We start from the raw sequence: 22,840 nt of genomic DNA on the forward strand, positions 1-22,840 counted from the left end.
GGGTAGATTTGCCTAGATTCTTCGCTGTCACGGCATTATTGCTGTTGCTGGCGGCATGTGCCACGACCGGTCCCGGGGGGCAGAAGTCGCTTATCATTATTCCAACCTCCCAGGAAGTCTCTATTGGCGCCGGTATGGCTCAGCAAGTTGAAGCCGAGGAGAAGGTCCTGGCCGATCCGCAATGGCAGGCTTATATCAATGAAGTGGGGCAGAAGATCGTAGCTGTCTGTGACCGTCATGATATTGAATATCATTTTACAGTCATAGAGTCGGATCAAGTCAATGCTTTCGCGGCTCCCGGTGGCTATATCTATTTCTATACGGGCTTGCTTAAGCAGATGGACTCCGAAGCACAAGTGGCGGCCGTAATGGCTCATGAGATATCACATGTGGTTGCGCGGCACGGTATCAAGCGGTTACAGACATCGTTGGGGGTAGCGGCGGCCTATGAACTGGTCTTTGGAGATGAGGGCGCCAGTCAGGTGCTGGGAACAGCTATTAGTGCCGGGATGAACCTTCTGTTGGCCGATTATTCCCGTGACAACGAACGAGAAGCCGACCAGTATGGAATTCATTATATGGTCAAGGCCGGCTATGATCCGGCAGGTGCTCTTGGTATGTTCGAGAAGTTAGCGGCGCTCGGAGCTCAGCAGGGGGAAGCCAGTAGTTTTGAAAAACTGGTTTCAACTCATCCCGAGACACAAGAGCGAATCGCTAACGCAACCAAACAAATCGCTGAGATGAAACCACTACCTCCCGGATTAAGCTCCGGAACGGAGCGTTATCAATCAATGAAACGCAGATTGCATTAGTTGCCACAGGCTACGTTTCATCTCCCGGTTTCAGACCTTATCATAATCACCAATAGACGTATTCTACGTGAACCGTAGCGTTTAAGTGTCGTTTACGCTCTCTGATATCCTCTTTGACTCTCATATAAAATGATGCTATAGGTTGATATCGGAACGAGAAATCTCGTTGGCGAATTCGTGGATAACGTAATCAATTTCCCAATAATGACTGTGCAGGTTGTTGGGTAATGTTTGTATGCGTGTAGTGCGGTATACCCCAATAGCTTACGTGGCGGAATGTTTTTCCCGAAATGGGAAAAATTTTTGTTGAACCAGACTTCAAAAAGTGTTTAATGAGACCGATAGCTGTTGGGGAAGCCCTATTGTTTATGTTCCGGTATGAGCAGCGGTTGAACAAACCACCTGAAAACCGGTCGGGATATGAGCAGTCGTACCTAACAGCTTGACCGGACGTCGCTTAGGTAGAGCGAGAAGGGGTTTTACCGGTCAAGTTGTGCGAAAGGTACGCACATGGGCTGACAGCGGATCGTTGAGCTTTTGGGCCTATGGGGTTTCAGTAATCTGATCCGCAAGATTGCTTGCGCGAACAGGTTGTGTTTGAATGGCTTAAATGTAATTGTGATTTGTCCCGTTTAAGGGGTGAGTCAATAATAAACAGCACCCTTCTTGGCATTGTCCTTGCAATTGTTGACCGTGAAACAGGCGGAACCCTTGCAAAAGGGGCAAGGTCAATGATCAGGAAGGTACGATATGGGATACAGGGTTCTTAAGAAGATTTTACTCGGCTGGTTTTTACTGGTCGTTCTGGTAGCTCTCCTGGGCAAGGTTACAGTAGCTGCAACTGATGCCGGGAGAACAGCGGCTGATTTTCTAAAAGTCGGCATGGGGGCTTCTTCAGCATCGATGGGGGATGCTTACTCGGCAGTTGCTGAAAATGTCGATGCCGCCTATTGGAATCCGGCTCAGTTAACATATATGAGCAACAGTCAGGTGACCTTAGGGCATTTCGAGTGGTACCAGGATATCAGTGTCGAACAGGGAGCCGCTGGTTTCAATGTAAACGAAAACCTGTCCATGGCCTTTTCAATGATCTACGTCGGCTATGGAGAGATTGCCGCAACCGATTATAACGGTCCTACCGGTGAACAGATCACGGCCTATGACTGGGCGGCCGGTCTGTCGGCTGGATATCGTTTGAGTGATATGTTCGCCTTTGGTCTTACAGCTAAGTATATCAACCAGCAACTGGACGATATCTCTGCCGGTACTTATGCTTTCGATATGGGCGGATCAGCCAATTTCGGTCGCGTAACCGTGGCGGGGGTGGTGGCTAATGTCGGACCGGATTTGGAATTCGACGGAGTAGCTGAGCCGCTGCCGACTTCCGCGCGGTTAGGATTGGCCGTCAGGTTCTTCGATGATATGCTGACCACTTCAGTCGAATTGGATAATCAGTTCGATGGCGATCTGACCTTTAGACAGGGACTACAGTTTACCTTCGATGGTCAATACTATATAAGAACCGGAATGAACTACATCCCGGGTAGCTTTGATAAAGTCTCCGGATCTGAAGCGGCTATCGGCGCCGGTATAAGAATGGGTCGGATGCAGTTTGACTATTCTTTCACACCCGATGATCGCTATACGGCTGGAAGCTTGCACCGGATTTCTTTGACCTTAGGGGTGGGCGAATAAGATAATCCTTTACTCCTTATTGGTTTAATTAACGGACAGGCGGCCTTGAGGCGGCCTGTCCGTTTTTGTGTATTGGTTTCGCACCTCTGCGCAATCACTTGCAGATATTGTGCGCAGCATTCCAACAGTAAATAAGAAATACGGGAGAAAATAAGTCCGACTAATCCCATCTCTATTTCGCCGAGAAATTGCGTTTGTAACTTATTGTTACTCAGCCTGTTTGTCGTCGGTTAATGTTGCCGGGACGCCGCCGCTGTTAAATGCTGTTCACTCGGTTTTTGGCAACCGTTTTGCTCAAACCATGAGCGATAGCACTTACTTATGATATGAATTACAAGGGCAGAGGCCGTAAGAACCTGCCTTTGGATGGAAATAGATGGCAAACGAGCTTCACAACAATACCGACATAAGCGCCCACGACGGCGTTGCAATCCAGGCCGCTAACCCCGGTTTGGGGACAGCCCGGGGGATAGAAGTCGGATGGAATTCTGCTTCCTCGGTTTCATCGGTAAGCCTCTGGAACCAGCTTCAATTCTACTACGGGGAATACTTCAAGGGAATATTGTTTGTTCTGGCCTCTACGATTTTTATATTGGCCGTGCCGACGATGCTAATGAAGCGGGAGTCCGCGATGTCGTACGTTTTTCGGATCACTAAGCGTTTTGTGGATATAGCAGGAGCTTTAATCGGGCTGCTTCTGACTCTTCCGGTCTTTATCGTATTGCCTATTCTGATCAAGCTTGATTCTCGCGGTCCGGTGTTCTACAGCCAGGCTAGAGTCGGCGAAAACCGTCGTAAGCATTCCCGTCGGTATTGTCAGAAAACCGATTTATCGGAAGATCGTCGTAATCGCGACCGCCGTCGTTCTGATGCCGGTGGCCGAGTGTTTAAAGTCATGAAGTTTCGGACAATGGTCAACAACGCCGAGAAAGCCTCAGGGCCGGTATGGGCCACCAAGAACGACCCGCGTATCACCCGTCTGGGCCGATTCATGCGCAAGACGCGTTTGGATGAGATCCCTCAGTTTATCAATGTGTTGGTAGGGGATATGTCGCTGGTAGGACCGCGCCCGGAACGTCCGAAATTCGTTGCTGATCTCAGCCAGAAAATCGATGACTATGAGCGTCGTCTGGATGTCAAGCCGGGATTGACCGGGCTGGCGCAGGTGTCCTGCGGTTACGATACTTCGATTGAGTCCGTGGCCCGCAAACTCGAGTATGATCTGAAATATATCGATGAATGGTCACCCTGGCTCGATTTCAAGATTCTATGCCGGACGGTTATTGTCGTTGTCACCGGTCGTGGAGCCAACTAGGCTACCGGTTGTCCCCCCGTAAATTTGAAAGCCGCTGTTACAGCGGCTTTTTTTGTGCTCAATCAAAAGTCTGTAGAAAATGTCATACCTCCAGATATTCGTCTCCGATACAGAAGAGATTTTTCGACAATTCTCAGCGTGGTAAACAGTTGTCATTAGTGGGATCATGTTTTATAATCCCTAAGCCCAAAAGCTACGGTTATTAAGAGTATGTTTCGACAACTGATGACAGACGCGACGACCTTTGTTCTCCTGATTATAATCATGGTGTTGTCGGTCTCCACGGCAGCAGCCGGTGAATCTTACACCCTGACAGTGGTGACTGATCCCCCCGGAGCATTGGTGACGGTTAAAGGGAAAGCGATTGCTACCGGGATCAGTCCGGTGCGTTTCGAGCAAGTGCCGGAAGGTGACTATAAGGTTGAGATATGTCTCTCCGGCTACGCGACCCATAAAGCCGAAGTCAAAGTCGGAAATGAACCTCTGGCTGATATAACCGTGAAATTAGCTCGGAAAACTCGCCTCAAAGGTGCGTTGCGCTCGATGTTCATCCCCGGTTGGGGAACGGCCTATGCCGGACATAAAACTCGTGGTCAATCCTATTTTATTCTTTCAACGGCATCAGTGGTGACATTCTTTCTGGTGGAAGACTGGTTCCAGAGCAAGCACGACACCTATCAGGATATACGAGCTAAGTACAAAGCCTCCCGCACGGTGCACGAACAGCAGTTCTGGTACGGCCATCTTGTGACGACGCAAAAGGATGCCTACGATGCCGAGAATGTTCGACGAGTTACGATAGGTTTGGTGGCCGGAATTTATTCTATCAGTCTTCTCGATGCCCTGCTGTTTCCTGAACCTGCAGCGGGCGAACAACCGGCCAAGCGACTTAGCCTGAAACCGGTTATTAGTTCCGACCGGACCGGGGTAAAACTGGCGTTCAGATTTTGAGGCTCTATTAGTAATGAGAATCCTGAGCATATTGATTTTAGCCGCGCTGGTTATAATTGCCGGTTGTGACAGGTATGTGCCGGTCAGTTATCCAACCGAAGATCCCCCTGAGGATCTTTCGGTACCGGAGTTTACGAATATCGACCCGGGTCAAAACTCGCTGTTTCTTTCCTGGGAAATCGAGTCGGATACGAACGTTTCTTATTACCGGGTGTATCATGCCATAACGGAGACCGGATCGTTCACGGCGCATGATTCTACCGCCGGCTTGAGCATAACGATCGGCGGGCTGAACACGAGCGTAATTCACCGATTCGCCGTTGCTCCGGTTTCGAAGCATGGTATTGAAGGTTATTGGTCAAGGATCGTCACGCTGGCGCCGGCCAAGGTGTCGACCGGACGGCACGATGAAATAACCGACTAACAAGCGACCTTGAACTCTGACAGGAGCACAGGGAATGAGTGTTGTCAGATACGTTAACAGATACATCTCAACCGTTATTGATACTCTCCGTCAAGTGAGTCTTGGTCGGGTCTGGTTGCTTTTTCTAGTCAACTTCCTCATTCAGTGGGGTATTCTGGTCGTTCTTGATAACTTCATGTGGCCGCCACTTTACGGTCCTGTGATGGCTTTCGTCGGATTGGTAGGCGATCAATATGCGACCGGTTTTTCTCATTACCCGGGTCATTTCATGATCCTGCCGTACGTGTTCGATTGGGCCAAACTGATCATCGGATTCATAATCGAGGGACCGATTCTGGGAGCGGCCGCTCTCATTTTATATGAGGATCATTTCGATTCACCGGAGGAAGAGAAGACTCCTCTGCGGGTCATTTTCTCTTCCTGGTTGTATCTGTCGCTGGCCTGGGCGTTGATGAATGGTCTGATGTTGCTTATTTCGGTATACCTTCCTGGTTATTTCGAGTCCTGGATGGCCGGTTCACCCCGGCGAATACTCGCGTATCAATTCGTTTTATTACCGGCTGTTTATGTGGCTTTGCTCTCATTGCAGTTTTTCGTTATTCCGCGTATAGCGATATTCGGCGAGAACGTCTGGCAGGCTCTTAAGAGAGGGATGCTTATCAGTCTTCAGAATCCGGTTTCGACATTTTGTCTGGCGGCTCTGGTTCTGACCGGACCGGTGATAATGTCGTTTTTCACCGGGCAGCCGGGTTTGATCGTTGATAAATTCCGCCCGGAGCTGGTGTACTGGGCGTTGGTAGTCTCTTTGTTCGTGGAGATGATCGCCAACTTCCTCTGGATGGGAACCGCCGCCAGATTTCTAGTGGAAATAGAAGAGTGATTTTATCAGTTGTTTCAGGTTGAAAAGCCTGTGCCTTTTATCCGGGCAAGGATGCTTCCCGGATCGTGAAATTCCCCTAAAAAACCTGTAAAACCGCCCAAAATCTGAACGATTGGCTATTTATAAAACAAATCGCCGGTCGATAATATACGCATATACAAGGATGTTGGGTAAGGCTGTATGAAGAATATACTTCTGGTAGACGACGATAAAGATCTATCTCACTCACTGGCGAACCTGTTCGATCCGGAAAAGTTCAGTTTCCGGTTTTTAGAGGACGGTGACAAGGTCTGTAATTTCGTTACGGAAAACGAAGATATCGACCTGGTCATGCTCGATGTCAATCTCCCGAGTCTGTCGGGACTCGAGGTGCTTAAGCAACTTCGTAAAGTCGATGACAGTCTTCCGGTGATTGTGATTTCCGGATTCGTTTCGACGGATGATGCCATTGAAGCGATGCGCGAAGGCGCCTTTGAATATCTGACGAAACCGTTCCAGATCGAGAAACTTATCGACTCGGTCAACAAGGCCTGCGGCTATGCTTCCAATCGCAAGAACCCGTTCGTGGTGGAGCAGGCCGAGGGACATACCAACGGAGTCGATGAGATCATCGGTCAATCTCCGGAGATTGTCGAGATCGCCAAGTTGATCGGTCAGGTAGCCAAGTCCGATGCCGCCGTTCTTATATTCGGCGAAAGCGGCACCGGTAAGGAACTGGTAGCTCGTGCGATTCATCGCAATTCCAATCGTCGTTCCAATGCCTTTCTCTCCGTCAATTGTGCCGCTTTGCCCGAGACGCTGCTCGAGTCGGAGTTGTTCGGCCATGAAAAGGGTGCATTTACCGGCGCCTATTTCAAACGAATCGGCAAGTTCGAGCAGGCCGACAAAGGCTCGCTTTTCCTCGATGAGATTGCCGACATGTCGATGTTGACACAGTCGAAGCTGCTCCGCGTTCTTCAGGAAAAGAAATTCGAGCGAGTCGGCGGCAACGACTCGATCGAAGTCGATGTCCGGATTATCGCCGCTACCAACAAGTCACTGGTGCAGGCCATGAAGGACGGCTCTTTCCGGGTCGATCTGTTCTACCGTCTCAAGGTCGTATCGCTTTTCATTCCGCCGCTGAGGGAGCGTCGGACCGATATCCCTCTTTTGGTCAACCATTTCACCAAGAAATTCTCAGGACAGCTCAATCAGCCGAAACGGAATGTCTCGAAAAAGGCGATCCAGTTGCTGATGAAATACCAGTGGCCGGGCAACGTGCGTGAGTTGGAAAACAACGTGCATACCGCGCTGGTGATGTCCAAGAACGAAGAGCTTCAGCCCGAAGATTTCCCGATCTTCAACGAGGACAAGAGTAAGGTTACGGTCGATCCCGCGACGATTAAAGACGACTATTTCGAGGCGTTCAAAAAAATCGTCGATCCGGCCATGCCGAGGTTGATTGCCAACTCGCCGGGACAGATATTCCATTTGCTCGAATCGGCTTTCGAGCAGGCGGTGATTTCGTCCTGTCTGAAGCATTTCGAAGGCAACCAGGTCAAGACCTCCGAAACGTTGGGTATTTCCAGAAACACCCTGCGTGATCGCGTCGCCCGGTTCCAGATATATTAATCCTCGACAACGACGAATCAGTTCGTTCCCGTAACGCGACGAGTGTGCCTGGGAGCGTAGGACGACGCCTGTCTGTTCCCTCGCGGTTGAGACAAGCCCCGCCGCTGCGTGTGATTCCGGGTTCGCGGATGGCGTAACGGTCGGCTTGGTATCGCCTGTATTGAAATACTGCTCTGGCAAATGTCCAAGTGTCCGATCCTGCGATCCGATTCCATCGCACAGATATGTTTGGCAGAATGTTATTTTGTCCGTGTGATGAATCTGCTATAATAACGCCATGAAACTGTGCCATTTTTCCGACAGCCATTTGGGTGCGGGGGAGAATTTCCATCGACGAGCTTCCTCAGGGCTTACCGTACGTCAGGAAGATATGATCGGGGCATTCTGTGAAGCGGTCGATAAGATCATTGCCCTGCAACCCGATCTGTGTATTTATTCCGGTGATTTGTTTCATTCGGTCCGACCGCTCAACAGCATTATTGCTCGGGCCGGTGAGCAGTTCTATCGACTGGCCGAAGAGAAGGGGATTCCCACGGTTCTTATTGCAGGGAATCATGACGCTCCCAAGCAACCGCATATCGGGGCGGCAGTCGATATCTTCCGTCAGATAGACAACCTTTATATTGCCAGCCGGGGAGAGTTGGAGATTTTCGAACTGACCGGCAGACGTATTTTTGCTTTGCCTCATTGCCTGACTACGGCTGATCTGGCCCGCGAAATCGAAAAGATCAATCTCGAATCGGACTTGAGCGACGACATCCTCGTAGCTCACGGTGTCGCGGCCGGGATGCCGGAATTTTCTATGGCCGATCTCAAAGAGCAGGAACTGCCGTTAACCCTGCTGGATCGATTCGGTTATGCCGCGCTGGGGCATTTTCATAACTTCTGTCAGGTGTCGAAACATGCCTGGTATGCGGGGTCGACCGAGCGCCTTTCACAGTCGGAACGTACCTCGGAAAAAGGTTTCGCGGTCGTCGAGTTCGATCCGCTTCGAGTGAAATTCGAATGTGTGACTTCACGAACGATGCTCGACCTGCCGCAAATCGATGCCAGCCAGAAGCGCGGGGATGAACTGGCCACGTTGCTGATTGATACGGTTGAAGCGGCAAAAGCCGAGAATCGTATCGTACGTTTGAATGTCACCGGAGTCAGTGATGAGGCGCTCAAAACAATCCCGGCAGCGGTGATTACGGAATTAAAGGAGAAGTCGTTCGACCTCAACATCCGTTTTACTCGCGAGTCGGCAGACGAGGATGCACCGCAATTCGGCAAAACTTCATTCGCTCATATCGAACAAGGATTCCTTGATTTCCTGTTGTCGGCCAACCTGTCAGGATATGACAAGGACCGCCTCCGGAAAGAAGCGGTCCGATATCTTCGAGAACTTTCCGACCAGTCCGCTTAGATTAAAAATCAACGAACGGTAAAAGCTGTACGCCGTGCAAAAGCACGATCAGGATAGCAATTGGTGTCAGGTATTTTACGATGAACTTGAAAGCCCCCGCGAACGAATCCGACAGGTTGAGTTCTTCTTTGCGTACGGCGTCCGAGACAACCCATCCAAGGAAGATCACCGTCAATAGACCGCCGATCGGCAGCATGTAGTTAGTCGAGGTGACATCAATCAATCCGAACACGGTCAGGTTTGTAAAGGGCACCATAGCATGAGGATTGGCTGCAAACAGTCCGACTAGGTAGATCGCTGAGGCCATGATCAGGGTGGCTTTCATACGACTCCAGCCGCGTTCATCAATGAAATACGAGACGACTACCTCCAATAAACTGATACCGGAGGTCAACGCGGCAAACGAAAGCAGGATGAAGAACGGGACGGATATCCACGGTCCCGTTTCAGCGAAAAGAACCGGAAGAGTTTTGAAGATCAATCCGACCGACTGACTCGGTTCCATGTTGTAATGGAACACCAGCGAGAAGATAGCTACACCGGCGATAAGGGCAATCAGGGTATCGAGGATTGAAATGGTGATGGCATCCTTGACCAGACTGCTTCCACGTTTCATGTAACTGCCGTAGGTTATCATTGCCCCCATACCCAGCGACAGGGTGAAGAAGGCATGCCCCAACGCGGACAGTACCCCTTCCGCCGACAGCTTGGAAAAATCCGGTTTGAAGAGAAACGCTATCGCTTGACCGCCGCCGTGCGTGGCAATGATGCCGTAGGTTGCCAGCCCGACTAGAATAATGACCAGGAGCGGCATCAGGATTTTGTTCCACCGCTCAATGCCGCGCTGTACACCACCGATAACGATGAGGGTGCACAGTACCATGAACAAGGTGTGCCAGACGGAAGTGTCAAAGGCGCTGCCGGCGAGAGCATCGAACTGCTCCATGATGTCGGCCGCGGAGCCGCTGAAACCCTGCAATGATTTGTAAACGTAAGCCATGGACCAGCCGGCAATCACGGAGTAGATAGCGAGAATGACGAAACCCGATAAAATACCCAGCCAGCCGGTTAAACGCCAGGGGCTGCCCTTGCGATGCATAGCTTGAAAAGCACCCACGGGACTTTTTTGAGAACGTCGGCCGATGATCAACTCGGCCAACATAGCCGGAAGCCCCACCACTACAACCGACAACAGATAAACCAGGACAAAGGCGCCGCCGCCGTAGTCTCCGGTAATGTAAGGAAATTTCCAGATGTTGCCGAGACCGATAGCCGATCCGGCCGCCGCCAGGATGAAGCCGAGATGTGTTCCCCAATTGCCTCGGGTCGATTGGGATGATGTTTTCGTGTCGCCGGTGGGTTGTTCTGCCATGACTCCTCTCCGAACACTGATGATGACGACGGGGCAGACCACTACCCGGATTCCGCGCCCCAGTCCATTGTATAGAACCGCAACCAACCGGCCAGGTCATTGGGTGTCAACAATTAATAGACTCTCAGCTATTTTTGTTGAATGTCTCGAAGGGAACATCTTATGTGAAGATGCGATTGTATAAGACTGAAATTATATTCCAGATGTGATCTTAGAGGTAAGATGATGCGAAGAGTTTTATTAGCCCTGACGTTGCTGGTGGTGGTCGGTGCCGGATCGGTCCACGCTGTCGATGCGTTCGGTTCGGTTTTCGGTACATTGATGACAGGGAAAGCGATCGGAGATAATCGGGGCGATATGATGATCGGCGTCGGTGTGGCTGACCGGACCTCGGTTTTCGGTCGCTTTACCTATGGATTGTCCGATTTTTCCGAGGGATCGATCAAGTTAGGACTGGCCGACGATGAAGGATTCGATACCAAGCTGGCTTTCGGGGTCGATTACAACTACCAATTACTGGATGTCGATGCCGGACTATCCGATCCTTTTGACCTGAAACTGGGAGGTTTCGGGGAATATGTCGATCTTGGATCGTTGTCGGTTTGGCAGATCGGCGGTAAGGCTACCGGTTCCTATCCCTTTGCGCTTTCAAACGGCACGACTCTGTCTCCGTACGGTTCGTTCAATGTCCGTATGGAGGGCTACAGCATGGACGACTATGTGATTGAAACCGGAAGCGGACTACATACGGTAGAGGGAGACTCCGAGACGGAATTGAAGTTCGGACTTTCGTTCGGTACTTCCTGGAGATTCAATAAAAACGTGGCGATTTTTGGAGAATTCCAGTTTGACGGCAACGAAGGTTTGTTTTTTGGTCTCAGTTATGGAATGCTTTGATCCGTACGCTGTCTACAATTTCAGGAAGGCGTCGTAGATGAGTTATCTCGACGCCTTTATCCTTGGTCTGTTGCAGGGTTTGACCGAATTCCTGCCGGTATCATCATCCGGTCATCTGGTAATGGCACAAGCGATGTTGGGGGTAAAACAACCGGGGGTAGCCTTTGAAGTGCTGGCGCACCTGGGCACTCTGGGGGCGGTGTTGGTTTATTTTCGCGGTCGGATAATTGGCATGTTCATGTCGCTCTGGCGATCCGATCGACCTGTCGAGCGTCGTTTGATCTGGTATCTTATCATTGGCACGGTTCCGGCGGCAATAGCGGGATTGCTTCTGAAAGATCTGCTTGAATCATTATTCAGCCAACCGGCGTTTGCGGCCGGGATGCTTCTGGTCACCGGAGCCATCCTCCTGACAACCCGCTGGACCATGAAAGGCTCCCGCGATATCTCTGTCCGATCGGCGATCATAATGGGAGTAGGGCAGGCGTTGGCGATCGTACCGGGTATCTCACGGTCCGGATCAACCATCGCCGCGGGCATGGCCGCCGGGGTGCAACCCTCACTATCGGCTGAATTTTCATTTCTTCTGGCGATTCCAGCGGTGGGTGGCGCCGCGTTGCTGGAGATTAAGTCATTGATTAATATGCCGTCACAACTTATTGGTCAATATGTCTTTGGGGCGATTGTTGCGTTTGGTGTTGCGCTCTCTGCGGTATATCTCGTGCTGGAGTCGATAAGGCGCGGTAAGTTTGTTTACTTCGCTTACTATTGCTTTGCGGCCGGCCTCGTTGGGCTGTATCTTTTCCTGTAAATGAGTAAGAAGATTCTTGTTATCCGGTTCGGATCGCTGGGAGATCTAATCCTGACCTCGGCGCCGATTCTGAACCTGCATGTCAGCTATCCCACGTATGAGATCGCTTTGCTTACCAAAGAGCGATTCATGGGCACAGCGATGGGGATTGGCGCGGTTGACCGTATTCACATTCTTCCCGAAAAAGCTTCTTTCTGGCAGTACCTGGGGCTTCTCCGCAGGCTCTCGAAAGAACAGTTCGACCTGATCGTGGATCTCCACGGCAACCAGCGCAGTTGGCTGGCGCGCAAGCTCATCAAAGCTAACACCAAAGTGGTTTATCCCAAACGTCGTCTGGAACGAGTGGTTGCCACACGCAAAGGTGTTGTGTTGCCGAAAAGCTGGCCGCATACGATCGATCTTTATAACGATGCCGTGAAGCAGGCCGGGGGACGAACACCGGCATTTCGCCCGGTTTTCGATCTGAGTCGTTTCAATGTGTCCGATCCGGTGTTGTTCGCCGGAGAAGCCGGCGGCCCGTTGATTGCCATTGCTCCCGGTGCCGCTCATCCGACCAAGCAGTGGCCGATGGAGCGCTTTGAGAGGCTGGCTGAGTTATTGGGAGAAAAACTCAACGCCCGCATTGCCTGGCTGGTGCAGGCTCAGGATCAAGGAAAACAAAGGCTGGCCGAATGTCTGGGACCAGATCGTTTCATCGAGATCGTCGATGCCGGTATCCCGAAACTGGCCGAGTTTATTTCTCGTTGCGATTTAACCGTGGCCAACGATTCCGGATTGGCGCATCTTTCGAGTGCGGTGGGAACACCGGTCATGGCGATCTTCGGCCCGACTCATCCGGTGTTGGGATTCGCACCTCGGGGGCAGTTCGATCAGATTATTGAAGTCGATGAAGCCTGTCGGCCCTGTTCGCTGCACGGCAAGAAACCGTGTTATCGTGAGCGACGCTTTTGTATGGAGCGAATCGAACCGGAAGCAGTGCTCCGGAGAGCTGCCGAGTTGCTGGCTGAACGAAAAGACCTGCAACCGGCCCTGTTTATCGACCGTGACGGAACCCTTATCGTCGATAAAGATTATCTCTCCGACCCGGAAGGCGTGGAGTTAATTCCGGGAGCGGTAGAAGCCCTGAAGAAGGCTCGTGCGGCCGGATATAAGCTCGTGGTGGTTTCCAATCAATCCGGGGTGGCACGCGGTATGTTCGATATCGCTGCCGTTGAGGCCGTCAACAGGAGGCTCCTTGAAATTCTGACGCAAGCGCGAGTAGATGTCGCTGCTGTCTATTATTGTCCCCATTATGAAGAGGGGAAAGTCCCTGAATACGCCGTAAAATGCGGTTGCCGAAAACCGGCGCCGGGAATGCCGGAAGAGGCCGCCTTGCAGCTCGGGCTTGATTTGCGTCGGTCTTGTGTGATCGGGGACAAGTTGGATGATATCTTTCTTGCTTCGGTGATAGGTTCTGGTGCGATTCTGGTGCGAACAGGTTATGGAACTGAATCCGAAACCAAAGCAACGGCACTGACGCGCCCTGTTACGATATGCGATGATCTGAAAGCTGCGGTTGATAAAATATGTTCGGGGGAATAAATGCAACGCGAAGCAGCCTTTTATCGCAAGCTGGATGACGACAAAGTGCAATGCGTGCTCTGTCCGGCGGATTGTACCCTTAAACCCGGTCAGGTTGGCATTTGCGGTTGTCGCCGTAATGAGAGCGGGATTTTATACACGGACAATTTCGGTGAGGCGGTCAGTATTGCGATTGATCCGATCGAGAAAAAACCTCTGTATCATTATTTACCCGGTACGTTTATTGTCAGCGCCGGTCCTAACGGTTGCAATCTGAGTTGTAAGCATTGCCAAAACTGGACGATCTCTCAAGAAGAAGCTCCCACACGGTTTATATCGCCGGAGCAAATGGCGCGACTGGCCGGGGAGAGAGGTTCTATAGGACTGGCTTTTACTTATTCCGAGCCGCTTATCTGGTATGAGTATATCCGTGAAGTTGCCCCGCTGTTGCACGAGGCTGGTCTTAAGGCGGTGTTGGTCAGCAACGGCTATATCAATCCCAGGCCGCTGGCCGAGTTACTGCCGCATCTGGATGCGGTCAATTTCGATCTCAAGTCCATTCGCGACGATTTCTATCGCAAGATATGCAAAGGGACAATTAACGCGGTTCTCGATGCAATCAGGGCTACCCGGGCTGCCGGGGTGCATCTGGAAGTCACCAACCTGATCATTCCCGGTCTGAACGACAGCGAGCGTGATTTGGTCGATCTCTGTGATTTTGTTGCTTCCGTCTCGGACATGATTCCGCTGCATTTTTCCGCGTATCATCCATCGTATAAGATGGACCGACCGCCTACCCCTGCCGAAACTATGAAAAGGGCCTTTGACCTTGCCTCGGACCGGCTGAAATATGTTTTTGTCGGAAATATGAGCCTTCCGGGATGCTCCAACAGCCGGTGCCCTCAATGCGGAGCACTACTCGTTGAACGAAGCGGTTACCGGACGGAGATCAAGGGGCTTGATGAGAACGGTAATTGCACCGGATGTGGATTTCAAACAGAAATCGTGGTTGCAGCGTCAATAAGCTGAGACAAACTGATAACGTGGCAAACGATCGACCAGAACCAAGATACACTGTGCTCAAACGGGCAATCCTGCTGAGTATTCTGCTTGTTCTTTTGTGCGGTAATGCCGCCGCCCAATTTTACTACGGGAAGAATAAAGTTCAGTATACGAATTTCGATTGGCAGGTAATGCACACCGAGCATTTCAATATCTACTTCTATGAGGAAGAAGTGGCGCTGGCTCGAACGGCGGCGCAACTGGCAGAGACCTCTTACGAAGTTCTTTCCGCTCGTTATAATCACGAGATACCCAGGAAAGTCCCGCTCATTATCTATTCGTCCCCGAGTTATTTCTCGCAGACAAATATCCTGCCGTACCTGTTACCGGAGTCGGTGGGCGGTTTTACGGAGTTTATCAAAGGGCGGGTGGCCGTGCCGTTCAACGGCTCCTATGCTGATTTCGCCCATGTGGTGCGCCATGAATTGGTGCACGCTTTTATGATTTCGCGACTCGATGCCGTATTTAACCGTCAGCGGCGCGGTAAATTCCATTATCCTCCGTTGTGGTTTACGGAGGGACTGGCCGAGTATTGGTCGAACCAATGGGGCAGTGAAGAGGACATGACGCTCGGAGATATGGTTCTGAGCAATCGTCTGGAGGGGATCAACACGCTCTGGCGTTTATCCGGTACTTACTATATGTATAAAGGCGGGGAGTCGCTTCTGCACTTTATCGATTCCACCTATGGCCCCGATAAAATTCCGCTTCTGTTCGAGAACTGGCACAAAGGGAAGAATTTTGACGAAGTTGTCAAACTCACTTTGGGCGACAACCTGAAGGATGTCTCCGACAAGTGGGTCTACTGGCTCAAGCGACGTTACTATCCGGAGTTAGGCGAGTACGGTCTGCCTAAAGGGGAATCAAAGTTCATTACCGATGAGCGTTTCGCCGAAAAGGGAGTGCCGATTACCTGGGATGACGGCCGGGGTACGAAGGAATGGATTATCTACAAAGCCTATTGCATGGGTTACACCGGGATCTATATGAAACCGCTCGCTCCCGGCGGCAGGGAACGCAAGGTGCTGGTAAAAGGAGAACGGTCGGCGGATTATGAATCCCTGCACATTCTTCGTAGCGGCATTGACGCCAACGATTCCGGACTGGTAGTCTTTTCGTCCAAATCAAAAGAGTGTGATGTCCTGTATATTCTCGATCTCAATGAAAATCGGGTAACACAACGCTATGAGTTCGCCGATCTGATCGAAGCCCGCTCTCCGCGTCTGTCGCCCGAGGGGGACAGAGTCGTGTTCTCCGGCGTTAAAAAAGACGGTTACACCAACATCTATCTCCTCAATCTTGCCCGGGGCGATTACTATGCTGTCACCGATGATGTTTTTGACGACGCCGATCCATGTTTTACCATCGATGGCCGTTCCCTGGTGTTTTCTTCCGACCGTTGTGTCGGCGGCCCTGACGGAGCCTACAATTTATATCAGATAGATCTTGATAGCCGCACCATGAAACAAATCACCTTTGGTGCGTTTGCCGATAAAAGTCCTGAGTGTACCTCACGAGGGATATATTTCTCCTCGGATCGGAATGGTTTCCCCAACCTGTTCTTGATGGATCATCAGGGGCAATTGACCGAGCAGTCGACTTATGCCACCGGTGCTTTTGACCCGCGTCTTACTTCCGACGGCAAACGTCTGACTTACACCGGTTATCAGGATATGGCTTATCGAATCTACGTGATGGATCTTCCGGAACAACCGATCCCGGTGGAACAACCGGCGCCGGATACATTGCTAACCTGGACACCACCGCAATTGCCCGAGGAACACCGCAGTTCGACAGTAAGGTATCATACCGAATACAGCTTCGACATTGCTCAGTCAGCCATGATTTACGATCCGGTTTATGGCTCTCTGGGCGGAGTACAGGCAGCTATTACGGATATGCTGGGAAATCATGCGATACACTTCCTACTGACGAACTCGGCTCAGACTAAGGATGAATTTCTTGAATCGTTCAATGTCGGCGTAACCTATATCAATAGGAAGACACGCATCAATAAAGGACTAGGGCTTTTTCATCTATACGATGAATACTACAACGACTACGATAAATACTATTACGAGCGGCAGGCCGGTGCGCTGGGATTTGTCAGTTATCCGTTTTCGAAATTCAGCCGCGTTGATCTGACTACGGTTGCGCGTTATTCCAAACGCGATAGTCGATACAATTTCAATAATCGCGAGGCGTTTCTCGTCAGCAGTTATATCAGCTATGTCTATGATAATTCCATCTGGGATATCTCCGGACCGATCGACGGTCGTCGTTATCATTTCACCCTGGGACACACGACCTCGATGGATGGTTTCAGGAGTTTCAACCGTACCGCTATAGCCGATATCCGCCATTATTTCAGGCTGGGGACCAATTCGGCGCTGGCCAATCGCATGTTCGCGTATACTTCGGCCGGTCTTGAACCGCAACGCATCTATTTCGGCGGAAGCTGGTCTTTCCGAGGTTTTGACCGCCGGGCGTTTTACAATCGGAACGTGCTGTTCTCGTCGACAGAGTTACGTTTTCCACTCATCGATGTCCTGGCTATAGGATTCCCATTCGGCGGGCTTTCATTTCAGGGCATAAGAGGCGCGCTTTTCTATGATACCGGGGCGATGTGGGATGACAACTTCGACCAGTTTCTGGGCTCTTTCGGGGCCGGTTTCCGGGTGGCAATCGGTTATGTAATCCTCTTGCGTTTTGATTTCTCGCGGACCCATGACTATGAAACTATGAGCCCCAACACCGATTTCGATTTCTTCTTCGGATGGAATTTCTGATGAAAAAGCTAGTTATTGTAATGACTGTCGGTCTGATTGCTCTGAACGGCTGCGGGCATAAATTCCACCTCAAAAAGGAATCCTTAAGCACCCCCGGCGTCTGGACCTGTTATCGGGGTGATTTGGCCGCTACCGGGGCAATAGGCGGGGGGACTTACGACGGTAGCCTGGATGTAGTCTGGGAGGCCTCATCGAGAGATAAACCCAGCGGGCCCCTGACCCTGCAATATGGCTGTTTAGCCTATCCCGGTTCTAAAGGCAAGACAAGGATGTATGACCAGATAACCGGGGCGTATCTGGGGACGATCGGTTCTGCACGGCGTACTTCACAGACCGGTCTGGCAACGAGTAACGGTTGCGGTTGTTGGGCGACCAGTCCTCCCCGAGATCGGCTGGTTTGTATCAATCTTCTTAAACACCGTGAGTTATGGGATAACCCGGTAAAGGATGCCGCCGCGGGGACGATAATCCTAGAAAACCGGGTTTTGGTCGCTTCAAGTCCGGGCCAACTGGCTGCATATGGGCTTGAGGATGGCCGCCCAGTCTGGAGTTTTGAGTCCCCGGTCAGACTGGTGGCGCCACCGGCGTTTGCCGACGGTGTTATTTTTCAACCGGCCGATCAGGGTCTGTTGTTCTTTGTCAACGCCGAAAATGGAGAAGAGATCGCTCAGGTCAAGATCGAAGGCTCTCTGGTGAATGCCGTGGCGGTCGGCGCCCTGGTCTATGCCGCTGATATGCAGGGACACGCCTACGGAATTGACCGTGGCACTGCGGCCATCGTCTGGCGGAGTGAGCTTCCCGGCAACACCTGGACTGCCCCGACGCTGGCTGATGATCGGTTGTTTTTCGGTTGTTCCGACGGCGTTGTTGTGGCGCTCGATGCTGTTGACGGCCGTGAGTTGTGGCGGTTTGAAACCGGTGAAGTCATTCGAGCTTCGATCATTGCCGTGGGCGAGGTCGGAGTTGTTGGAACTCTGGCCGGATCTCTTATCAGTTTTCGGTTGTCTGATGGACGGACTATCGAACGGCGCGAGTTGCGCGGAGGACTTGAAATAACTCCAGTCTCTGACGGCGAGCATGTTTATGTGGCCACCCGGGCGGGAAAAATAACCTGTTTTGGGGTAAGAGATGTCGCTGAACAACCAGACCGTCAACGAAGCCGATCTCAATCTGAGTCTTAATGAAATAGCTCATGCCATCACGCGTGAACTGGCCATGACTGCGCGTAAGGTGGCGATCTATGGCTCCGACCATCCTTTGGTGGCCAAAGCGGTTGCGAAGCCGTTCGCCGAATTCAACAAAGCGTTTCGTTTCAAACGACATGTGAATTTTCAGGTTTATCAGGGTCAGTTGTATGTGTTGAATTTCCGTCTACGCGATTCGGTTTTCTGCACGGAACTACTGCGCTATTTGCAAATACTGGATGTAAACGCCGTGTTGTTCGAACGTCGTTTGACCGTAGCCGAACTGATCGGTTTTATCGGCAGAATGGTTATGCGAACCAGCCGAACCGATCACGACAACCTGATGGTTCGCTATCTCAAAGAGAAGAAGTGTGACACTATTTCGGCCAACAGTCGCGAAGCATTCAATCAATTCGAATTGAGTCGCCAGTTCCGGGGTGACATTGACGGCGACTATTCGGTTAAGGCCGTAATGCTGGAGCTGATGGGCGATGATCCGATTAAGTTGTCGCATTTAATTGAAACCGGGGAGGCTGAGGATCCCTTCCTGGCTGATTTCGAGCGTGATTATATCGAGTATCTCATGCCCGAAGCGGCTTCGCAATTGACGGTGGATGATGTCGAGCGCGGTCTGTCTCGTCTGCAACGGGAATACTCCGATGGCAAGGTAACGGAAGAAGCTTTTGTCGGCATCCGCAAGCTGCTCAATTATCACGGTGACCGTGAGAGAATAATGAATCGCATCGAGGCCTTGTTAAAGAATTCAGAGCATGCCGATGTCATCTCGAACAGTCTAACGACTCCTGCCGGTGCGATTCGAATGGAAGCGGCCGATCAAATCGATCAGATCATGGCAACATGTTTCGAGTCTACCCTGAGTCCGGAAAACCAGGTCGCGTTTGCTTCAGCCTTTGGACGTATTCTGCGTACCGGGCAACGCGGCAAGGCTATCCAGGTTATCGAAAAACTTCTAGATTGTCTGGAAAAACCAGAATCGGGTACGCGTCTTCGAGCGCTCGAACTTCTGCTGGCGACCGTGGATTTGATCGAACTGCCGACCCATAATTCGCTTTGCGATGAGACCGTACTGTCGGTTGTGGCACGTATCAACGCAAGGCGGGAAACATTCGAATACTCGGAATTCATCTGGCGTCTGGTTAAGAAACTCGCACTCGCCCGTCAGTATGAACAAATGGCGGCATTGGTCTCAGCGTTGGCCGCCCGACGTCAGGTCGGCGATACCGTTACCATATACGATTCGATGGCCGTCAAGAAAGCTCTTAGCAATATCGACAGGTCTGAAGTGATCAATTCATTGATCGATCAGATGCTTACGGCCGACAACAAAACCTCACGCGTTCTTCGACAGATACTGGTGGCGATCGGCTCCGAGCGAGTCGCGATGGCGCTCTCGAACATTATTTCGCATCCGGTTCGTCAGGTCCGTCAGCATGCATTGAAGATTCTTGCGGAGCTGGGACGTTCCTCGTTAAAAGTATTTACCCGCTTACTCCAGGACAACAATCTCTTCACTCGCGAAGCCGGTCGGTATGAGTTGCCGGACGCGAAATGGTATATCGTGCGCAACTCCATTTTCGTACTCGGCTCGCTGGGTGATCCGGACGGTGTCGCTCCGTTGCGATTGCATATCAACGATAAAGATGTCCGTGTGCGGCGTGAAATCATTTCAGCGCTCGAGAAGATCGGCGGGGAAGAGTCGTTCGACTTATTGATTCTGATGGCGGATGATACCGATCTCGATGTCGCCCGGACGGCGGTAATCGCTGCCGGTTTGATCGGCAGTCCCGAGGCCGCGGCGCAGTTGTATGATGTTGCCGAAAGACATCCGGCGCTCTCTCCCAAAGTGATCTTTGCGCTGGGCAAGTTGGGCGGTCCCGAAGCGCTCAAAGTTCTCATCCGGCTTTTAGCGAATGAAGATGAACTGGCGGATCTCGGCAAGGGACAGGTGTCGCGTGATGAAATGAGACTGGCGGTGGTAAAAGCACTGGGGACGATCGGTGAGGATGAAGCGTTGCTGCAACTCAGGAAATACCAGGAGTCACAGTCTACGACGCAGAAGATTCTCTTCAAGAATACAGCCGTCAATAAAGCCGTCGCCGAGATTCTCTCTCGCACAGACGCGGATTAGTACCATCCCGTTCTTCAGCCCCTGGTTGTAGAACTGCTCCTCGAATGAAACTAACGGCCGGTTGATACTCCGGCCGTTTCTTTATCCCATCGAATCAGAGGGAATGAGTCCGTGATCATTGTGACCACAACCTGTTCATCATATCGTCGGACAAGAACCGACAAGGATGAATTCGGACAAGATGGTAAATTGCTATAATGAGAGAGAGACGGAAGGTGTGTGACGGATTCAAAAGCGACGGTGCGGTGCGGAACGATGACAAGGGGCTGTCGATAAAAAGGATATTGTTGTCTACGATTTGACAGTCGTATCGGTGATATCTCCCCGAATCTGTGGTCGGGGCCGGGGGAGGCCCCGTAAGTCAAAGCCGCACTTGGGGCTGCCGGCTCGAATGAGTGGTTCGTGAAACCGCTCTGACTCTTGACAGGGTAAGTCTAAAGGATTATATTAAACATCCGATAACTATTAGGCGACTTCCGATAAGGGGCAAAAGGGTCGTCACGGCGCTCGAAGGTTGTCGGATTTCGAGTTTTCGAAATTATTTGTCCCGCAGGGCATATTTTTTAAAAGAAAAGCCTTGACATCGTCGAATTTGTGAGTATTTTGAGCGCCTGCCTGCAATGATGCAGGCGGTTTTTTGAAGAAGTTCTTTGACAACTAAATAGTCGGACATGAAGAAGAAACTAACTATCTTCATCGTGTCGCGGGTCTTTAGGTTTATTAATCTTTGAGATCCTTCAAGAGTAAATCTTGAGCAACAGACGCGTTTTGCGTCTGGGCTTGGGAGCTTTCAAACTGACGAAAATGTTAGTAATAATATTTACGGAGAGTTTGATCCTGGCTCAGAACGAACGCTGGCGGCGTGCTTAATACATGCAAGTCGAACGAGAAAATCCGGCTTCGGTTGGATGAGTAAAGTGGCGAACGGGTGAGTAACACGTGGACAATCTGCCCTTAAATCTGGGATAATCCTTCGAAAGGGGGTCTAATACCGGATAATACCATTGGTGGGCATCCTCTGATGGTCAAAGGTGGGGCAACCTGCCGTTTAGGGATGAGTCCGCGCTCCATTAGCTTGTTGGTGAGGTAACGGCTCACCAAGGCTGCGATGGATAGCCGGCCTGAGAGGGTGATCGGCCACACTGGGACTGAGATACGGCCCAGACTCCTACGGGAGGCAGCAGTAGGGAATATTGCGCAATGGACGAAAGTCTGACGCAGCAACGCCGCGTGGGTGATGGAGCTCCTTGGAGTGTAAAACCCTGTCAGTGGGGAAGAAACGTGTTGGGAGTAACTGCCCGACGCTTGACGGTACCCACAGAGGAAGCACCGGCTAACTCCGTGCCAGCAGCCGCGGTAATACGGGGGGTGCAAGCGTTGTTCGGATTTACTGGGCGTAAAGGGCGTGTAGGCGGACCTTCAAGTCGGATGTGAAAACTGGTGGCTTAACCACCAGCCTGCATTCGATACTGTCGGTCTTGAGTACAGAAGAGGAAAGCGGAATTCCAGGTGTAGCGGTGAAATGCGTAGATATCTGGAAGAACACCAGTAGCGAAGGCGGCTTTCTGGTCTGATACTGACGCTGAAACGCGAAGGCTAGGGGAGCAAACAGGATTAGATACCCTGGTAGTCCTAGCGGTAAACGATGGGTACTAGGTGTCGGGGGTATCGACCCCCTCGGTGCCGCAGCTAACGCATTAAGTACCCCGCCTGGGGAGTACGGTCGCAAGATTGAAACTCAAAGGAATTGACGGGGCCCCGCACAAGCGGTGGAGTATGTGGTTTAATTCGAGGCAACGCGAAGAACCTTACCTGGGCTTGACATGCTTAGGACTATCGGTGAAAGCCGGTTTCCCCTTCGGGGGCCTTTGCACAGGTGCTGCATGGCTGTCGTCAGCTCGTGCCGTGAGGTGTTGGGTTAAG

General features: G+C 51.4%; 16 protein-coding genes and 1 rRNA gene. 16 read left to right on the forward strand and 1 reads right to left on the reverse strand.

All coding sequences use genetic code 11. The features are described from left to right. Nucleotides 1-8 precede the first annotated feature (8 nt). From PLF13_13320 to PLF13_13355, 8 genes are all read left to right on the forward strand, one after another. Nucleotides 9-812 (forward strand): M48 family metallopeptidase, encoded by an 804-nt coding sequence (locus PLF13_13320; protein ID HOP08256.1) that lies wholly within the window; start codon nucleotides 9-11, stop codon nucleotides 810-812. Nucleotides 813-1,562: 750 nt separating this feature from the next. After that, nucleotides 1,563-2,507: a PorV/PorQ family protein gene (locus tag PLF13_13325; GenBank protein ID HOP08257.1), complete on the forward strand. Its 945-nt coding sequence runs from the start codon at nucleotides 1,563-1,565 to the stop codon at nucleotides 2,505-2,507. Nucleotides 2,508-2,883: 376 nt separating this feature from the next. Next, a complete protein-coding gene (locus PLF13_13330; protein ID HOP08258.1) occupies nucleotides 2,884-3,822 on the forward strand; it encodes a sugar transferase in 939 nt (312 codons plus the stop codon). 225 nt (nucleotides 3,823-4,047) lie between these two features. Next, nucleotides 4,048-4,773: a PEGA domain-containing protein gene (locus PLF13_13335; GenBank protein ID HOP08259.1), complete on the forward strand. Its 726-nt coding sequence runs from the start codon at nucleotides 4,048-4,050 to the stop codon at nucleotides 4,771-4,773. A 13-nt stretch (nucleotides 4,774-4,786) separates the two neighbouring features. Beyond that, nucleotides 4,787-5,197: a fibronectin type III domain-containing protein gene (locus PLF13_13340; protein HOP08260.1), complete on the forward strand. Its 411-nt coding sequence runs from the start codon at nucleotides 4,787-4,789 to the stop codon at nucleotides 5,195-5,197. Nucleotides 5,198-5,231: 34 nt separating this feature from the next. Further along, nucleotides 5,232-6,077 carry a hypothetical protein gene (locus tag PLF13_13345; protein ID HOP08261.1) on the forward strand — a complete coding sequence of 282 codons (846 nt, stop codon included), beginning with the start codon at nucleotides 5,232-5,234 and terminating at the stop codon, nucleotides 6,075-6,077. Between the two features lie 180 nt (nucleotides 6,078-6,257). Beyond that, on the forward strand, nucleotides 6,258-7,688 hold the full coding sequence (locus tag PLF13_13350; protein HOP08262.1) for a sigma-54 dependent transcriptional regulator: 1,431 nt from the start codon (nucleotides 6,258-6,260) through the stop codon (nucleotides 7,686-7,688). 277 nt (nucleotides 7,689-7,965) lie between these two features. Next, nucleotides 7,966-9,093: a metallophosphoesterase gene (locus PLF13_13355; GenBank protein HOP08263.1), complete on the forward strand. Its 1,128-nt coding sequence runs from the start codon at nucleotides 7,966-7,968 to the stop codon at nucleotides 9,091-9,093. A 1-nt stretch (nucleotide 9,094) separates the two neighbouring features. Here PLF13_13355 and PLF13_13360 read toward each other — a convergent pair whose 3' ends face one another. After that, complete coding sequence (locus PLF13_13360) at nucleotides 9,095-10,465, reverse strand: sodium-dependent transporter (protein ID HOP08264.1); 1,371 nt, start codon at nucleotides 10,463-10,465, stop codon at nucleotides 9,095-9,097. A 222-nt stretch (nucleotides 10,466-10,687) separates the two neighbouring features. On the opposite strand from PLF13_13360, the gene PLF13_13365 reads away from it, so the two are divergent. The 8 genes from PLF13_13365 to PLF13_13400 all read left to right on the forward strand — a co-directional run. Continuing rightward, nucleotides 10,688-11,362 carry a hypothetical protein gene (locus PLF13_13365; protein ID HOP08265.1) on the forward strand — a complete coding sequence of 225 codons (675 nt, stop codon included), beginning with the start codon at nucleotides 10,688-10,690 and terminating at the stop codon, nucleotides 11,360-11,362. A 37-nt stretch (nucleotides 11,363-11,399) separates the two neighbouring features. Beyond that, nucleotides 11,400-12,173 carry an undecaprenyl-diphosphate phosphatase gene (locus PLF13_13370; protein HOP08266.1) on the forward strand — a complete coding sequence of 258 codons (774 nt, stop codon included), beginning with the start codon at nucleotides 11,400-11,402 and terminating at the stop codon, nucleotides 12,171-12,173. Further along, nucleotides 12,174-13,754, forward strand: coding sequence for an HAD-IIIA family hydrolase (locus PLF13_13375; GenBank protein ID HOP08267.1), 1,581 nt, complete (start codon nucleotides 12,174-12,176; stop codon nucleotides 13,752-13,754). Further along, nucleotides 13,755-14,762 (forward strand): AmmeMemoRadiSam system radical SAM enzyme, encoded by a 1,008-nt coding sequence (amrS, locus tag PLF13_13380; protein ID HOP08268.1) that lies wholly within the window; start codon nucleotides 13,755-13,757, stop codon nucleotides 14,760-14,762. Between the two features lie 47 nt (nucleotides 14,763-14,809). Next, nucleotides 14,810-17,584, forward strand: coding sequence for a hypothetical protein (locus PLF13_13385; protein ID HOP08269.1), 2,775 nt, complete (start codon nucleotides 14,810-14,812; stop codon nucleotides 17,582-17,584). Further along, on the forward strand, nucleotides 17,584-18,765 hold the full coding sequence (locus PLF13_13390; GenBank protein ID HOP08270.1) for a PQQ-binding-like beta-propeller repeat protein: 1,182 nt from the start codon (nucleotides 17,584-17,586) through the stop codon (nucleotides 18,763-18,765). The genes PLF13_13385 and PLF13_13390 overlap by 1 nt, the downstream gene beginning before the upstream one ends. Then, nucleotides 18,713-20,917 (forward strand): HEAT repeat domain-containing protein, encoded by a 2,205-nt coding sequence (locus PLF13_13395; GenBank protein HOP08271.1) that lies wholly within the window; start codon nucleotides 18,713-18,715, stop codon nucleotides 20,915-20,917. Before PLF13_13390 ends, PLF13_13395 begins: the two co-directional genes overlap by 53 nt. 819 nt (nucleotides 20,918-21,736) lie before the next feature. Beyond that, a 16S ribosomal RNA gene (locus PLF13_13400) occupies nucleotides 21,737-22,840 on the forward strand; the annotation flags it as partial.

The organism is Candidatus Zixiibacteriota bacterium (assembly GCA_035380245.1).
Lineage (GTDB): Bacteria > Zixibacteria > MSB-5A5 > GN15 > FEB-12 > DAOSXA01.

What these genes read in the sequence shown, in the direction of transcription:
- PLF13_13390 (HOP08270.1), top strand. Translation starts at nt 17,584, where the DNA reads ATGAAAAAGCTAGTTATTGTAATGACTGTCGGTCTGATTGCTCTGAAC.
- amrS (HOP08268.1), top strand. Translation starts at nt 13,755, where the DNA reads ATGCAACGCGAAGCAGCCTTTTATCGCAAGCTGGATGACGACAAAGTG.
- PLF13_13340 (HOP08260.1), top strand. Translation starts at nt 4,787, where the DNA reads ATGAGAATCCTGAGCATATTGATTTTAGCCGCGCTGGTTATAATTGCC.
- PLF13_13360 (HOP08264.1), bottom strand. Translation starts at nt 10,465, where the DNA reads ATGGCAGAACAACCCACCGGCGACACGAAAACATCATCCCAATCGACC.
- PLF13_13330 (HOP08258.1), top strand. Translation starts at nt 2,884, where the DNA reads ATGGCAAACGAGCTTCACAACAATACCGACATAAGCGCCCACGACGGC.
- PLF13_13345 (HOP08261.1), top strand. Translation starts at nt 5,232, where the DNA reads ATGAGTGTTGTCAGATACGTTAACAGATACATCTCAACCGTTATTGAT.
- PLF13_13335 (HOP08259.1), top strand. Translation starts at nt 4,048, where the DNA reads ATGACAGACGCGACGACCTTTGTTCTCCTGATTATAATCATGGTGTTG.
- PLF13_13355 (HOP08263.1), top strand. Translation starts at nt 7,966, where the DNA reads ATGAAACTGTGCCATTTTTCCGACAGCCATTTGGGTGCGGGGGAGAAT.
- PLF13_13395 (HOP08271.1), top strand. Translation starts at nt 18,713, where the DNA reads ATGTCGCTGAACAACCAGACCGTCAACGAAGCCGATCTCAATCTGAGT.
- PLF13_13370 (HOP08266.1), top strand. Translation starts at nt 11,400, where the DNA reads ATGAGTTATCTCGACGCCTTTATCCTTGGTCTGTTGCAGGGTTTGACC.
- PLF13_13375 (HOP08267.1), top strand. Translation starts at nt 12,174, where the DNA reads ATGAGTAAGAAGATTCTTGTTATCCGGTTCGGATCGCTGGGAGATCTA.
- PLF13_13365 (HOP08265.1), top strand. Translation starts at nt 10,688, where the DNA reads ATGATGCGAAGAGTTTTATTAGCCCTGACGTTGCTGGTGGTGGTCGGT.
- PLF13_13325 (HOP08257.1), top strand. Translation starts at nt 1,563, where the DNA reads ATGGGATACAGGGTTCTTAAGAAGATTTTACTCGGCTGGTTTTTACTG.
- PLF13_13350 (HOP08262.1), top strand. Translation starts at nt 6,258, where the DNA reads ATGAAGAATATACTTCTGGTAGACGACGATAAAGATCTATCTCACTCA.